Source organism: Adhaeribacter soli (genome assembly GCF_008727925.1).
Classification (GTDB): domain Bacteria; phylum Bacteroidota; class Bacteroidia; order Cytophagales; family Hymenobacteraceae; genus Adhaeribacter_A; species Adhaeribacter_A soli.
This window is the reverse complement of record NZ_VTWT01000014.1, coordinates 61,068-77,171: the sequence shown is the minus strand read 5'-3', so window position 1 is coordinate 77,171 and position 16,104 is coordinate 61,068. Positions and strand designations below refer to the sequence as shown.

Here is a 16,104-nt window from a genome sequence, read left to right as displayed (position 1 = left end):
CTAATTCCCGGTACAAGGTTTAGTTGCCGGAACGCTATGCTTTAAGCCCCAAAAAGCGACGGTTGCTTTACTTAAGAGAACCGGACGGCAAACGATTGTTACGCTTCCGTTCCGGCTTTCATTTCCGCAATCCGAAAACATTTCAGGTTTTTATACGTCAAAAGCTATATTCTTAAAACCGTATCTCTTTACCAAAAAAGCGTTCCGAATAACATGCTTTTAAACTCAAACCCAAAAAACAACTTCTCGTTTCTTCCTCCACCAGGCCGGGGCTTACAGGGCTGCTACAGTTTAGCAGGGGCTGTACAAGACTTGTTTATAACCACCCACATTGCAGCCGAACGCCGTTACTTATGAAGAACAAATACATTTCCAAGCTCATTTACCTGTTCCTGCTGCTGACCGGCGCCGGGTGTGCCGGTATCAATCCGCCGCCCAACTACAAGCCTGCTGTTTCTAACTGGCGCACCCTGCAGCCCGAAGACAGCTTGAAACTGAAGCATTCTGTTTTCCTGATCGGCGATGTGGGGGCGCCTAAAGTCGATCCGCGCGAACCTTCCCTTACGCTCATGCGCCGCCAGCTGGAAGTGGCCGACTCCAACAGTACCGCTATTTTTCTGGGCGATAATGTGTACAGTTACGGCTTGCCCAAACCTGGCGCCTACGACCGTAAAATTTCCGAGCGGCACTTAAATACCCAGCTCGACATCCTGAAAAACTACCGCGGCGAAAAGTACATGATTCCCGGAAACCACGACTGGGCCCAGGGCCTGAAAGGGGGCTGGGATGCCGTGCTCCGCCAGGAAGAATATGTAGAGAATTACCTCAAAGATTCGGCTTTCGTAACCGGCGGCGATTTCTACGTGCCTGACGGCGGCTGCCCCGGGCCTTACGAAGTAAAAGTGCAGGACGATATTGTAATTATAGCCCTGAACTCGCAGTGGTGGCTGCAGGACGAAGACCGCCCATACGGAGCCGGTACCGCCTGCCCGGCCGTAAACGAAAACGATGTTTACGTGCAGCTCGAAGACATTATCCGCAAAAACCAGGGCAACAACATTCTGGTAGTGGCGCACCATCCCATGTTTTCCGACGGCGTACACGGCGGCTATTTCACCCTGCTCGATCACATCTTTCCGGTTTCCATTGTGCATAAATGGGCTCTGATTCCCTTGCCGGTTATCGGGTCTATTTACCCGGTGGCGCGGCGTTTTGGTGGTGTTTCGCAGGATATTTTCTACCCGGCCTATCAGGCGTATATTAAGAACCTGCTCAATATTTTTGAGAAATACGACAATATCATTTATGCGGCCGGGCATGAGCATAACCTGCAGTACTACAAACACAAGAACCTGCACCACATCGTAAGCGGCTCGGGGTGCAAAGTGCAGCACCTTCGTGCCAAAGGCGATGCCCTTTTCTCGTACAAAGAAAAAGGCTACTCCATTCTGAATTACTATACCAACGGCGAAGTATGGGTGGAGTTCTGGCAGCCAAAGGGCCATGGCAATGAAGGAGAAATGGTGTTCCGCTACCCGCTGTATGCCAAGAAAACCCCGACTATTGCCAGGCTCGATGTACCGGTCCGCGATTTCTCCGACAGCACCATTACCCGCGCCATGAACCCGGATTACGCCGCCGGTAAAACGCGTTCCTTCTGGCTGGGGCTGCATTACCGGAAAGAATGGATCACCCCCGTTACCATGCCCTACATAAACCTGAATACCGAACAGGGAGGGCTTACGCCGTATAAAATGGGTGGCGGCAAGCAAACCAAATCGCTGAAGCTGCGCAATGAAAACGGGCAGTTATTTGTGCTGCGTTCGGTAAATAAAGACCCGGCAAAAGCTTTGCCGGCCGACCTGCGCGAAACCGTAGTGAAAGACGTCATGCAGGACCAGATCTCGGCCCAGCACCCTTACGGCCCGCTGGTCATTCCCAGACTGGCCGATGCCGCCGGCGTGCTGCACACCAACCCCCGGCTGGTGTGGGTTCCGCGCGATCCGGCTTTACGCCAGTACTTAGCCGATTTCAGCAACATGCCGGCTTATTTCGAAGAAGACCCGGACGAAAATCAGGAAACGGTTGCCAGCTTAGGCTTTGCCAAAAATATAGTGGGTACCAAAAAAGTGCTCGAGCGGTTGCGCAAGGATAACGACAACGTAGTAAACCAGCAGGAGTTTGCCCGCGCCCGCCTTTTCGATATGCTTGTTGGCGACTGGGACCGGCACGAAGGGCAGTGGCGCTGGAAAGAAGATAAAACGGAAAAATCGAGGCTCTTTACGCCGGTTCCCGAAGACCGTGACGTAGCCTTCTTTAAGACCGATGGTTTAATTCCGTATCTGGTGAGCCGCAAATGGGCGGTGCGCAACATTCAGAACTTCGGTTACGATTACGGCGATTATGTGGGCCTTAACCTGAGTGCTTTAAACAATGACCGCACGTTCCTGTCAGGCGTAACCAGAGAGCAATGGGTAAGTATTGCCGAAGAAATGAAACGCAGTATAACCGATGCTGCTATCGAAGAAGCGGTTCGGGCTTTGCCGCCGGAAATTTACCCGATCTCCGCGCCGGAAATGATTGCCAAGTTAAAATCGCGGCGCGACCTGTTGCCGCAGGTTGCCCAGGATTATTATAAGGTACTGGCCCGCGAAGTGGATGTTGTGGGGAGCGACAAGCACGAAAAATTTGAAGTGAACCGCCTCGATGACGAACGCACCGAAGTGATTGTGCATAAAATAACCAAACAAGGCACAGAAGCGCAGTTGCTTTACCAGCGGGTGTTTTACCGTTCCGAAACCGATGAGATCAGGCTTTACGGCCTCGACGGCCACGACATCTTTAAAGTGAACGGCAAGGTAAAGAAAGGCATCCTGGTGCGCATAATCGGTGGCAACGACCCCGACAGCATCAGCGACAAGTCTAAAGTTAGCGGCTTAAAGCGCAAAACCATTGTATATGACACCGAGAAAGACAATTTCCTGGCCTTCGGTTCCGAAACCAAAGACCGGACCGAAGAAGCTGCGGAAGTGAACAACTACGACCGCGACAACTACAAAATCCCTTATACCGGGCCCAAGCTTTATTTTGGCTATAACGAAGACGATAAAATTTACCTGGGGGGCGGTATTGTCCATCGCAGGTACAAGTTCCGGAAAGAGCCCTTTGCCGCGGAGCACATCCTGGTAGCTAATTTTGCCCCCGCAACTTCGGCCTACAATATCCGCTACAAAGGCGAGTTCAGCCAGGTGGTGCGCAACAAGTACGATGCTACGGTTCAGGCTGCTTACTTCGGCCCGCAGTTGCTTTATAACTACTTTGGCATTGGTAATAATACCGTTTTCGATCAGGATAAAGGCATCGAATTTTACCGGGTGCGTTTTTCCAGGTTCCTGCTCTCGCCCACCCTTAATTCCGACATTTTCAGTTTTATGAAAGTAGGTATCGGGCCGCAGCTCGACCTGGTGCAGATTGACGAAAACTCGGGGCCGTACGTCCGGCAGGAGGCAGAAGGTATTCGTTATTCTGAAAATCAGGTACTTCCATCCGATTTTATGACAAACCGTTACCTTGGCATCCGGGCCTTTGGCAACGTAGAATCGGTAATAGGCGAAATAAACCCCCGGCTGGGCATCCGTTGGCTGAACGAAATCAGTACAAATTGGCAGATGAACGAAAGTCGCCGCTTTACCAGCTTTAGCTCGGCCGTTGTAGCGTATTTCAGCCCGAACCTGCCCTTTCAGCTTACGGCTGCTTACCGCTTAGGCGTGGGGCACAACATCGGCGATTTCCGTTTCTACCAGGCGCATACCCTGGGCGGAACTACCAACCTGCGCGGCTACCGCCGTACCCGTTATGCCGGCCGCAGCAGCGTGTATCAGAACATCGAGCTCCGGGCCGAACTGTTCAAATTCAATTTCTACCTGCTGCCGGGCCGCTTCGGCGTGGTGGGGCTTTACGACATGGGCCGGGTATTCTCCGATAACGATGCCAGTAAAAAGCTCTTTACCGATCTGCATACCGGTTACGGCGGCGGCATCTGGCTGGAGTTTATCAAACGGATGGTAGTGGTAGGTACGTACTCCAAAGGCGAAGAAAACCTGTTTAACGTAACGTTCGGGTTTTTGTATTAACCATGAAGTGTAGCCATGAAAATGGTAGGATAAAACGCATTAAAAGTAAAACTATGAAACAATTTTTATCCTTTTTGATCTTTTTAGTCTGCGTAAGCGGGTTCAGTGCCAGCGCTCAGGAAGACTCTACCCGCCGGGATAAGGAATATGCCAACCCATCGGTAGAAGGAATGCCCCGCGGCCGCTTCTTCCTGTTGCGCTATAACCGTACCTTCAATTACGATTTCAATGCCCGGCAAGACCAGTTGAAAGTTGGTGACCGCGATGCCACGATCAAGCACAGCAACATTGCTGAGATCAAAGGCTATGTGCCGCTCTGGAACCGGCCGCACTTAAAAATCGTGCTCGGGGTAGGCTATGAGCGCGAAGAATTCAACTTTAAAGAAAATACCGGCTATACGACCGATTATGCCTATTTCCGGAATTTACAGGATAAGGGCCTGAAGTCGTTAAGTGCCCAGCTAGCCGTTGTGCGCCCCGTAAACTACCGGAATTATTGGATATTACGGGTTAAAGGACAACTTAACGGCGATTATACATCTTCCGAACTGAATTTCAGCGACTACCTCCGTACCACTGCCGAAGCAATTTACGGCTGGAAAATTAACAAGGACTTCAGCTGGGGGGTTGGGGCGCAGTTAGGTTACCAGTTTGGCCGCAAAACCATTTATCCGGCTGTGTTGTATAACCGCACCTTTAACGATCGCTGGGGCCTGGAGGCCGTGTTCCCGGCTGCTGCTGTAATGCGCTACAACAAATCCGATAAAACCTTATTCTACGCCGGTTATAACCTCGATGGTTTCAGCTACATCATAAAAGTAGACAAACCACCGTTCTCGTCAGACCCGGCCTTTGCTAACCTCAAAACCATCGAGCTTCGGCATAACGATCTCCGGCTTAAGTTGCGCTGGGAGCAGGAGATCTACGATTTTATCTGGTTCAGCCTTGAAGGAGGTTTGCGGTATAATATTGCCTACGATGCCTTTGAACAGGGTAGCAAACGTGATGTTACCCTCATAGAATCTGAAGTGGGAACCGCGCCCTTTGCCCAGGCCGAGATCTATTTTGTAGTGCCCAGAGTATTCCTGAAACGCTAGGGAAACGCCCTTAAAAGTAAAAGCCTCCCCGGAATTCCGGAGAGGCTTTTACTTTTCATTTAAACTGGTACCGTTACCGGCCCGGCTCATCCAGAAGCTTCGTGCTTTTCCGCAAAAAACGCAAGGCCAGAAAAATTCCGGTACCAGCCAGCAGAATAATTTTCCAGATGGTATCCATGTAAAACCGCTGCTCCGCCATTAAGTAACTGATGGCGTTGAGCGCCGAAAAAGAAAATACGGTAGCAAAAAAGCCGTTGTATTCCCGCTTCAGTACATTTTTAAAGGAAAAAGTTGCCGGGCTCGGTACCCAACCGGTAAGCGCCGGAATAAAGGCCGGCGTCTGGCTGGCCCAGTTTTCGTACCGGCTGCCGTAGCTTTTGCGCAGGAATTCCTCTTCGGCAAACATGATTCGCTCATAATAAAGCCAGTAGGCCAGGCAGCAGATAAGCACAAACCACCACAAGCCTACAAAAAGGAACAAGCCCAGCCACATTAAAAAGTTACCCAAATAAAGCGGGTGCCGCACCACCGAGTAAATACCGGTCTGGTTCAGGGTTTCTGCAACCTGTTTTTCGGTATTCCGGCCGGAAGTGCCTTTCGGCGTAAAGCCTACGGTAAATGCCCGGATGAGCAAACCCGCAAATGAAATGCCGAGGCAGAAAAGCCCCCAGTCCTGGTTGGTCATGCAGAAGTGGGTGTCATCGGCATAAAAAAACATGATTAGCAACGCAAAAACGTACAGCACCAAAGGTAACCAGCTCCGGTGGCGGAAAAGCCAGTTACCCGATAATTCAATCTCTTCTTTTAAAGGCATTCGTAAGCGGAATTTACCGGATATTAAGGTGCAATATCCGATTTTAATTTTAAAAAACGGTTTATAAATAGATCGGAAACGATAGCTTTTCTACCTGAGCGAGAACGTTTTTCAGGGCTTGCCGCCAATTCGCTGCAATTGCTGGTACGTAGCAGGTTGCGACTGCAGGGCCGGCCGGCCCTTTTCCGGAAGGTAATACGTGTTGTCGGGGCGGCGGGCTTTTACCGTATCCTGCAGCTGTAAGTTAAGTTGTTCCCGGATCAGCTGCCGGACGCCCGGATCGTAGATCGGGAAGGCTGCTTCTACGCGGTTGCTCAGGTTGCGGGTCATCAGGTCGGCGGAAGCAAGATACATCATTTCTTTACCGCCGTTGCCGAAAACGTACACCCGGCTGTGTTCCAGAAAACGGTCTACAATGCTCCGCACCCGGATGTTTTCGCTCAGGTTTTTTATGCCCGGTACCAGGGTGCAAATACCCCGCACGATCAAATCAATCTTTACGCCGGCCTGACTGGCTTCGTAAAGTTTAAGCACCATGCGCGGGTCCTGCAGCGAGTTGAGCTTAAATAAAATATAGGCCGGTTTTTTCTTGCGGGCCTGCTTTATCTCGTTGTCTACGTATTCTTCCAGCTTTTTGCGCAGGGTAAACGGGGCTACGAGCAAATACTTGAACGTGCGTACGGGTACCAGGTCCATAAAATACTGGAAAATCAATTCCATTTCTTTGGTCAGGCGTTCGTCTTTGGTGAATAAACCATGGTCGCAATAGGTGAGGGCAGTTTCTTCGTTAAAATTACCGGTGCTTAAATAGGCATAATTCACCGGCAGGTTGTTTTCGCGGCGCGTAACCAGGGCCAGCTTGCAATGCACTTTATGCCCCGGCACCCCATAGATCACGTTCACCCCGGCATTTTCCAGTTTACGCGCCCACGATACGTTCATTTCTTCGTCGAAACGGGCTTTCAGTTCTACCAGGGCGGTTACCAGTTTCCCGTTTTTTGCCGCCAGCATTAAAGCTTTGGCCACTTTCGATTTTGAGGCCAGGCGGTAAAGCGTAATGTTTATGGCCGACACGGCCGGGTCTTTAGCGGCTTCTTCTAAAAATTGGAGCACATACGAAAACTTCTGGTACGGGTAATAAAGCAGGATCTCCTTCCGGGAAATGCTGTCAAAAATGGTTTCACCTTCTTTAAAATCAGGGTGCGAAAGCGGCGGCAGGGGAGGGTTGCTCAGCTGAGGAAGGTCGGAAACCGGGAAAGAGAAAAAGTCCCGGAAATTGTGGTAAGAGCTGCCGGTTATGGTTTCTTCGGGCTTCACGCCGGTCTTGCGTTGCAGCAATTCCAGCAAAGCCACAGGCATGCCCGGGTCGATGAGCAGGCGGGCGGGGCGGCCTTTTTCCCGTTTCCGGATACTCGCTTTTATTTTTTCGAGCAGGTTGGCGGTAACGTCTTCATCTAAATCCAGTTCGGCATCGCGCGAAATTTTAATGGCATGCGCCTCGTCAGGTACGTATTCCGGAAAAAGGCCGGGCAGGCCTAACCGGATAATATCATCAATAAATATTACGCAATGCTGGTCGTCGGCGGAAGGAAGTTTTACAAACCGGCCCGCGTGTTTTTTCGAAGGAATTTCCAGCAAAGCATAGTTATTGGCGCCGGTCCGTTTTTCTCTTGGGGTAGCCAGGGGCACGACCAGGTACACCACCTGATCTTTCAAAAAAAGGCGGCCGGGGTCGTCGGTAAACAGCACCGGGCGGAGCAGCGGCTGAAGGCGTTCTTTAAAATATTCGAGGGCAAAAGCCTGTTGCTCAGTCGAAAGCTCCCGTTCGTTGAGCAGGAAAATATTATTGGCCTGCAGTTCGGGTAAGATCTGGTTGTAATATAAGTTTCCGAAAATACGCTGCTGCCGCGCTACTTCCTGCAGCACCAGGTTCAGTTCGTTAGAGGGGTGGCCGTACAACTGGTTGCGGGTTTTCTTTTTCAGGTTCAGGAGCCGGCGCAAAGTGGCTACCCGTACTTTAAAGAATTCGTCGAGGTTCGACGAGAAAATAGCCATGAACTTGATCCGCTCCAGCAGCGGTACCCGCGGGTCGCTGGCTTCCTGAAGCACACGGAAATTAAAGGCCAGCCAGCTTACGTCGCGGCTCAGCAGGGGTATTTTCGGGTCTGAAAGGTTCTTCATAAAAATTAAGCGGCATTTACGGCAACGGCCTGGCAGCAGGGCAGTTTAGGTGGCCGGTAAATAAAAAGCATTTTCCGGCAGGGCAGCATTGAAATTAAACGCAACTGCCGGATCTGCAACCTTAATAAGGCAGGAAAGCAGTTACAGCAAACATAAGGGTTAATTCAGTCCTTCGCTAATTCATTCCTCATCAGGTTCCCGGTCTTTATGTCCTTTATCGCCTTTACCCTTATCTTTATCTTTTTTCTTATTCTTATAGTTTTTAGGAAAATCGAAGAACAAAAGCCTGGCGTTATGCGGGCCGATGTCGAGCCAGGAATCGCAATTAAACTCCAGCGCCACCACGGCAGCCGTGGGCATTTCGATAATCCCTTCCGGCGAAAGTTTTATGGCCAGTTCCGAAATAGGATAATTGTGGGCCACCAGCATCAGGCATTCAATGCTGTCGGGTACCTGCTTTATAATATGAAGTAAGCCCTTCTGGTCGGCCCGGTAAATTTCAGGGTCGGTTTGCAGCTTTTCCAGGTCGTAGTTCAGTTCCCGGGCCACCAGCGTGGCGGTGGTAAGAGCACGCACCGCCGTGCTGCTCAGGATCAGGTCTATCGAAACGTCGCGCGAAAGCAACTGCCGGCCCATTAGCGGCGCGTCGCGGCGGCCCCGCGCGTTCAGCGGACGGTCGTGGTCGCTTAGTTCGGGGTAATCCCAGCTCGATTTGGCGTGGCGCATCAGGTATAAGGTTCTCATAAGGTCTGGTGTGTAGAAAATGGTAGCTTTTCCGGCATAAAAAGTAAGGCTTGTAAAAAGCGGATTTCATTCTGAAGAGCCGGAGTAGGCTTCTTTACTCAAAAACAATTCAAAGGTTATCTCCATAAAAAACAGCTCCGGCACCTCAGAAACAGGTTCAGAAAATTAATTCAGAAAAAGTTGAAAGTTTATTTGGAATGAATCTAAATAAGGTAGTAGTTTTGCCATTATTTAAAATGAGTCTAAATAAACTGCCCCAGCAAACTTAAACCTACTACTCTAATGATAAACTTTACTTCCGCTAAGTCCTGTCTTCGCGTCTGTAGCGGCCTCGTGATATTGCTTTGCTTCAGTATTTCGGCTTTTGCCCAGACCGGAACCATTCAGGGCCGGATCAGCACGAACGAAGGTCAGCCGGCCGGTTATGTGAACGTTTATTTAAAGGAAATTAAAAAAGGTACGGCTACTGTCGAAGACGGAACCTATACCCTGAAAAATGTAAAGCCGGGCGCTTATACCATTATTGCCAGCTTTATTGGGTTGCAGCCCCTGGAAAAAACGATAGCCGTAGAGGCCGGAAAAGTAACTTCGCTGGATCTGGTTTTATCGGAAAACAGCGAGAAATTATCGGAAGTGCAGGTAACTGCGCGCCGGAGCCAGAACGAACGCCCGGTGAGCGTAGGTAAAATTGCCATCCGCCCCATGGATCTGCCGCAAAGCATCAGCGTAGTGGGTTCTGAAGTAATTGCGCAGCAGCAAGCCTCTAAACTGAGCGATGTCATTAAGAACGTGAACGGCGTAGCGCTGGGTACCACCCGCGGCAGCACTTCCGAAACTTTTTTTGCCCGGGGCTATAACCTGGGTGCCAACAACATTATGAAAAACGGTGCGCGTTCCAACTCCGCCGTAATTCCGGAAGCCAGCACCCTGGAAAAAGTGGAAATACTGAAAGGCAGCGCGGCTTTATTATACGGTAACGTAAGCGGCGGCGCGGTAATTAACATGGTAACCAAACAGCCGAAATTCGAGTACGGCGGCGAAGTAGCTTTACGCGCTGGCAGCTATAATTTCTTTAAACCGATTGTAGACGTTTACGGTCCCATCAGCCAGAATCTGGCTTTCCGCGCCGTGGGAACTTACGAAACCGCCGGCAGCTACCGCAAAGGGGTGGAATCCAAAAAGATCTTTGTAAATCCTTCTTTGCTTTATAAAATCAGCGACCGCACCGATATCCTGGTGCAGGCCGATTACCTGAAACACGATCTTACCCCGGACTTTGGCGTGGGCTCCCTGGCCGATACCGTGCTGAACACCAAAGCCAGCCGCACGGCAACTTTCAATACGCCCTGGGCTTTCAACAACGTAAAACAAACCAATGCTTCCGTAACCGTAGATCACCAATTAACCGAATCCTGGAAACTGAACTTCGTAGCTGCCCGCCAGGATTTCGACCGGGATTATTTTTCTCCGGAGCGCATCCAGGCCAAAGCAAACGGCGATTGGGACCGAAAGCTGACCCGTTCCAGGATCGGCGAAGATTATTACAATAGTCAATTGAACCTGACCGGTACCTTTAAAACCGGTCTACTTGCGCACAATCTTCTGGTAGGCGCCGATGCGGAACGCTATAAGAATAGCACAAACGGCTTTAAAATAGATAACGGTAAAGCTGTTTACGATAAGATCAACATCCTGGACCCGACCCTGTATGAGCCGCGCACCGATTTACCGGAAGCTGAAAATAATGCCCGCACCGAAGCCCTTACGTATCGTTATGGTGTTTTCGTGCAGGACCTGATCACGGTAACCGAAAAACTGAAAGTACTGGCCGGCTTGCGCTGGTCGTATCAGGAGGTGCCTGCCAACAGGGTTTTTGATCTGGACAAAGGGACCGACAGCAGCACGGTAAAATCGAAGTACGATCAGGCATTTTCGCCGCGCGTAGGGTTGGTTTACCAACCGGTAACTTCAACCTCCTTCTTTGCCAGCTATTCCAACAACTTCGTGCCTAACTCCGGAATCGATGTTTACGGCGCCAACCTGAAACCTTCCATCATCGACCAGTACGAAGCCGGAGTAAAAAACGACCTGATAAAAGGAAAACTGACTGCCAACTTCACGGTTTACCGCATCGTCAACAATAACCTGGCGCAAACCGCCCGCTTCGATAAAGAAGGCAACGAATACACCGGTAACCTTTATAAAGAATTAACCGGCCAGACCACCAGCGACGGCGCCGAAATTGACCTGAACGGTACGCTTATTACCGGTTTGAATTTTCTGGCCGGCTACAGCTACAACTTTATGCGCTACACCAACACTCCGGATACCAAGGGCAGCTACAAGGAAGGCGAACGGCTGGTAAACAATCCGGCGCATACGGCCAATGCGAGCTTGTTCTACACGCTTCAAAATACTGCCCTGAAAGGCCTGAAAGTTGGCGTATCGGGTTTCTACACCGGTGCTCGCAATGCTGGTTGGAATAACGCTATTGGCCAGAAAGAACAATTCAGCCGCTTAATTAAGGTAGACGGTTTCACCACGTTCGATGTGACCCTGGGTTATACTTACAAAAATCTTTCTCTGCTGGGCAAGCTTTCTAACCTAACCAACGAGCTGAACTACTACGTGCACGAGAACTATAGCGTAAACCCGATCGCGCCGCGCCAGTTCACCACTACCTTATCCTGTAAATTTTAATTTGTAAATTGCTTCGGTCGGTAACTTTTAGGGTGGTTGCCGGCCGTTGCTTTTTCGCTCCCGTAAATGCTGGTTCAAGTTTTTAACCTGGACCTACAAATAATCTGAAGTCTTTAACTTCAGTGAAGCGACAGCCTCAAAACGGGATCGTTAGCCTAAACCAATCCTAATTGTTGCAACCGTTACTTTTTTCCTTCAAGCGATACTAATTCCCCAATTCCGCGTTTAATTTCCATGAAAATTTTTTTCCGCAACATTCACCTGTACCTGAGTCTGGCAGCCGGTCTGGTAATTGCCGTTGTTTGTTTTACCGGCGCTGCCTTAACGTTTGAAAAAGAGCTGAATGCGTGGATCTACCCGGAACGCTACCATGTGCAGGTCGGCACCCAAAAAGCCTCGCTCGACCAGATGGTGGCCGTGGTAAAAGGCCTGAAGCCCGAAGTAAAAGTTTCTTCCGTAAAAGTATTCAACGACCCGACCCGCACCATCGAAATTGGCTACACCGACGAAAAGGAGAAAGCCGGCGACAAAGGAGCAGTAGGTAAAGAAAAAGAAAACGGTAGCAAAACCGGCGAGAAAGGCGAGCAAAAAGGCGAAAAAGGAAAGGGCAAGAACGGGAAGGTTGCTTACTTCAATCCGTATACCGGCGAGCTGATCGCTACTTCCGGCCAGAAAACACCGTTTTTTCAGACCATGTTTGGCCTGCACCGCTGGTTACTTGTCCAGGGGCCGGGTAAAATCGTGGTAGGCGTGAGCACTATTTTCTTCCTGTTCATTATTGCTACCGGTATCGTTTTATGGTGGCCGAAAAACAAAAAGATCCTGAAGCAGCGCCTGACCATGAAGTGGGATGGCGGCTGGAAGCGCCTAAACCACGACCTGCACCTGGTAATTGGTTTCTACACGGCCATCTTCCTGTTCGCCTTTGCCTTTACCGGTCTGGTCTGGTCGTTTGAATGGTACCACAACGCTATTTACACTTTAACCGGTACCACCAAAGAACTCCCTGAGCCGCCGCTTTCAACCGTACAGGAAGGCGCTAAACCGATCTCCTTCGAACAGGCTTACGCTATTGCCAAAGCAGAAATTCCGGGTGCCAGCTTCTACAACCTGAGCGCGCCAAAGGAAGCCGACGCTGCCTTAACGGTAAACCTGATGCCGAAAGAAGCCGCACACGAACGCGCCAATACCCAGCTCTTCCTCGATCAGTATTCCGGTAACGTATTAGGCAAATTAGCGCTCGAAGATAAAAACCTGGGCCAACGCATACGGGCTGCCTTTTACCCGATCCACGTTGGCTCCATCGGCGGTTTGCCCGGCCGGATCATAGCGTTTATTTCCTGTATTGCCGGCTTCACCTTCCCGATTACGGGCCTTATTCTGTGGCTCAACCGTTTGAAAAAAGAAAAGAAAAAGAGCCGGAAAAAGACCCGGAAGAAAGCTGTTCTCGCTGGTACCAATGCATAGTTTGCTCCAGAATTTCCGTACCCAAGGCCTGTCACCCAACGACAGGCCTTTTTTTTTTGTCTGAATCAGGATCAGGATTTTCCGGATTTTATGATTTCCAGGACTTTTGTTTTTTTTTGCAAGGTTTGACTTTCGAGGCCCCCCCCTTCCTTCAGGGCTAGCTGACTTAGCAGGGAAAAAGCTATTCAGTCATCTCGACGTCAGGAGAAACCGAAGGTTAGGCGTAGCCAAATCTCATCAAGTTGGTTGTCCTTTTATTCTGGCTTTACCACCTTATTTTCGGGATTTGGTAAGGCAGAACTTTGGTTTTTCCTTGTATCGGAATGATTAAATAAGGATAAATGCTGCTTCATTTATTCAGTCTGCCTTTACCTGGCAAACAAAACTTTTAGGGGCCTGCAAAACCATTCCGGTGCCGTGTAGCCAAATCCGACACTCTTCTGTTTGCAAAGACTAAGCTTGTCTGAAGCGTTCCGGTTATTCCTGTATTCGAAATTAACCATACTTTTGCACCGGATTGTTTACGTATTACCCGCTAATGTTTTTTTTATGAAGTTCACTGTTTTGTTAGCTGCTGCCTTATTATCTGCCGGTACTTTATTGGCCCAGACAACCAGGCCCCGCGCCCGCGACCTTGGCGTTCCCTTCGACGGTACTCCGGGAAAACATAATGCCATAACCGATGTGCCGGGCGTACTGGTTGGCTACAAAACCCTGATTAAAGGTAAAGGAAAACACAAGGTAGGCAAGGGGCCGGTGCGTACCGGCGTAACCGTAATTCTGCCCAAAGGGAAAAGCAATGCGGCAGTGCCTGCTGCATGGTTCAGTTTGAACGGCGACGGCGAAATGACCGGTCTGCCTTACGTGGAAGATTACGGCACTGCTTCCGGGCCAATCGGCATTACCAATACCAACAGCGTAGGAGTAGTACGCGATGCGATTGGCGAGTGGAACATCAAAAACTTTTCCTCCGGCGATTTCATCGATTTTTCTTTTGGGCTGCCCGTAGTAGGCGAAACCTTCGATGGCATTCTGAATGATATTAACGGCCTGCACGTAACCAGAAAAGATGTTTTCGAAGCCCTGGATAATGCCCAGAGCGGTCCGGTAGCCGAAGGGAACGTAGGCGGCGGCACCGGCATGAGTTTGTTTTTGTTCAAAGGCGGCAGCGGAACCTCTTCGCGGGTAGTAAAGCTCGATACGGCAACTTATACCTTAGGCGCTTTTGTGCAGGGTAATTTCGGCGGCCGGAAAGATCTGATGGTAGCCGGGGTGCCGGTTGGGAAAGAGGTATCCGATTTGCGGCCAATTATCAACACCAAGGAAAAGGACGGCTCTATAATAGTGGTAATTGCGACCAATGCACCCCTGCTGCCTTCCCAGTTAAAACAAATTGCCAAACGCGCTACCGTTGGCGTAGCCCGCACCGGCGGATTGGGCCGTAATTCTTCCGGCGATATTTTCCTGGCCTTCAGCACCCAAAGTGCCCGGCAAAACGAAAAAGGTACGATGGAAACCTGGCAATCTATACCCAAAGACTACCTTGATGCCTTTTACCAGGCAACTGCCGAAGCCACCGAAGAAGCGATTATAAACGCCATGGTAGCGGCAGAAACCATGGATGGCATTAACGGAAATACCATTTACGCCCTTCCCGGCGAACGCCTGCAACAGGTAATGCGCAAATACAACCGGCTGAATGAGCCCAAAAAGCCGTAAAACGGTAGGTGAACAGGCCGGAAAACTGCCTTAAACCAGTCGTAGGAGAATGCATCTTCTGAAAAGAACTTTCATCCGGATTTTTGCGCTACTAGCATTACTGTATTTAACCGGTTGCACCATGCTCTTTTTTCAACAGGAAAGCTTAATCTTTTTCCCTTCTAAACTGCCGCCTGATCATGCGTTTCATTTCCGCGAATCCTTTCAGGAGCGCTATATTACAGCCCCTGACGGCATAAAACTGCATGGCCTTTTGTTTCCGGTGGAAGCTTCGAAAGGGCTGATCTTTTACCTGCACGGCAATGCCGGTTCGGTGGAAGAGTGGGGTTCGGTAGCGAGCATTTACACTAACCTGGGCTACGACGTTTTCATGCTGGACTACCGGGGTTACGGCAAAAGCGGAGGGAAAATAAGCAGCGAACAGCAATTCTACGACGATGTGCAGGCCGCTTATGATCTTATGAAGCAGGAATACCCGGAAGAAAAGATCATTGTGCTGGGTTATTCCATCGGGACGGCAGCGGCTGCCCGTACCGCCGCCCTGAACAAACCCCAAATGCTTATTCTGCAGGCGCCTTATTACAGCCTTACCGATCTGGGCAAAAACCTGTACCCGATCATTCCTTCGGCCATTCTGAAATACAAATTCAAAACCTACGAGTTCGTAGAAAAAACGGCAGCCCCGATCGTGATCTTCCACGGCGACCAGGACGAGGTGATCTATTACGGTTCCTCTTTAAAGTTACAAAAGCACCTGAAGCCCACCGACCAATTAAATACCCTAAAAGGCCAGTCCCACAACGGCATGACAGAAAATCCGGATTACCTGGCCGCCATCCGGAAACTGCTACAATAAATGCAGATAAGAATCAGAACAAATTTAATTTGAATACTTGGCATTCCCCTATTTCTGTCATTCTGGAAGAATCTTGTGATTTCTGAGCTTTGAACCCATATTTTTTACAAGATCACAATCCTGGGAGTTTAAATTATTCGGTTGCATTATTTACATAAATGCAGCCCTTTGAAAACCCTAAAACGGTGGCTCCACCCTGGCCTGTCCCCCGACAGTCCGGAAGCACTGCCGGAATGAACATTGTGTAAGCTTCCTGAAAACGGCTAAAAAAGGTAAACTGTCCGGTGGTTGCCAATCTGAATGGAGCAGCGATAGTCCGGCCTGTCGGGGGACAGGCCGGGGGTAGGTAGTGGTGCCGTTTGCCAAGTGTCATCCTGAGCGTCAGCGAAGGAC

The 16,104-nt window shown here is 50.1% G+C and carries 9 protein-coding genes; 6 read left to right on the top strand and 3 right to left on the bottom strand.

The genetic code is table 11. The features are described 5' to 3' along the window. The first annotated feature begins 353 nt into the window (after positions 1 to 353). Together F0P94_RS19010 and F0P94_RS19005 are read left to right on the top strand one after the other, a co-directional pair. On the top strand, positions 354 to 4,133 hold the full coding sequence (locus F0P94_RS19010; RefSeq protein WP_150906056.1) for a metallophosphoesterase: 3,780 nt from the start codon (positions 354 to 356) through the stop codon (positions 4,131 to 4,133). A 53-nt stretch (positions 4,134 to 4,186) separates the two neighbouring features. Continuing rightward, on the top strand, positions 4,187 to 5,230 hold the full coding sequence (locus tag F0P94_RS19005) for a DUF6268 family outer membrane beta-barrel protein (RefSeq protein ID WP_150906054.1): 1,044 nt from the start codon (positions 4,187 to 4,189) through the stop codon (positions 5,228 to 5,230). Positions 5,231 to 5,303: 73 nt separating this feature from the next. On the opposite strand, the gene F0P94_RS19000 is transcribed toward F0P94_RS19005, so the two are convergent. The 3 genes from F0P94_RS19000 to F0P94_RS18990 form a co-directional block, all read right to left on the bottom strand. Continuing rightward, positions 5,304 to 6,044, bottom strand: a complete 741-nt coding sequence (locus F0P94_RS19000) for a methyltransferase family protein (protein WP_150906052.1) — start codon at positions 6,042 to 6,044, stop codon at positions 5,304 to 5,306. A 111-nt stretch (positions 6,045 to 6,155) separates the two neighbouring features. Next, positions 6,156 to 8,225: a polyphosphate kinase 1 gene (ppk1, locus tag F0P94_RS18995; RefSeq protein WP_150906051.1), complete on the bottom strand. Its 2,070-nt coding sequence runs from the start codon at positions 8,223 to 8,225 to the stop codon at positions 6,156 to 6,158. Positions 8,226 to 8,405: 180 nt separating this feature from the next. Continuing rightward, positions 8,406 to 8,969 (bottom strand): SixA phosphatase family protein, encoded by a 564-nt coding sequence (locus tag F0P94_RS18990; protein WP_150906049.1) that lies wholly within the window; start codon positions 8,967 to 8,969, stop codon positions 8,406 to 8,408. Positions 8,970 to 9,251: 282 nt separating this feature from the next. On the opposite strand from F0P94_RS18990, the gene F0P94_RS18985 reads away from it, so the two are divergent. The 4 genes from F0P94_RS18985 to F0P94_RS18970 all read left to right on the top strand — a co-directional run bounded on the left by F0P94_RS18985 (position 9,252) and on the right by F0P94_RS18970 (position 15,711). After that, positions 9,252 to 11,669: a TonB-dependent receptor gene (locus F0P94_RS18985; RefSeq protein WP_150906047.1), complete on the top strand. Its 2,418-nt coding sequence runs from the start codon at positions 9,252 to 9,254 to the stop codon at positions 11,667 to 11,669. Positions 11,670 to 11,903: 234 nt separating this feature from the next. After that, complete coding sequence (locus tag F0P94_RS18980; protein WP_150906045.1) at positions 11,904 to 13,136, top strand: PepSY-associated TM helix domain-containing protein; 1,233 nt, start codon at positions 11,904 to 11,906, stop codon at positions 13,134 to 13,136. 549 nt (positions 13,137 to 13,685) lie between these two features. Continuing rightward, complete coding sequence (locus tag F0P94_RS18975) at positions 13,686 to 14,855, top strand: DmpA family aminopeptidase (RefSeq protein ID WP_150906043.1); 1,170 nt, start codon at positions 13,686 to 13,688, stop codon at positions 14,853 to 14,855. Positions 14,856 to 14,976: 121 nt separating this feature from the next. Continuing rightward, positions 14,977 to 15,711, top strand: coding sequence for an alpha/beta hydrolase (locus tag F0P94_RS18970; RefSeq protein ID WP_150906041.1), 735 nt, complete (start codon positions 14,977 to 14,979; stop codon positions 15,709 to 15,711). Positions 15,712 to 16,104: the final 393 nt, after the last annotated feature.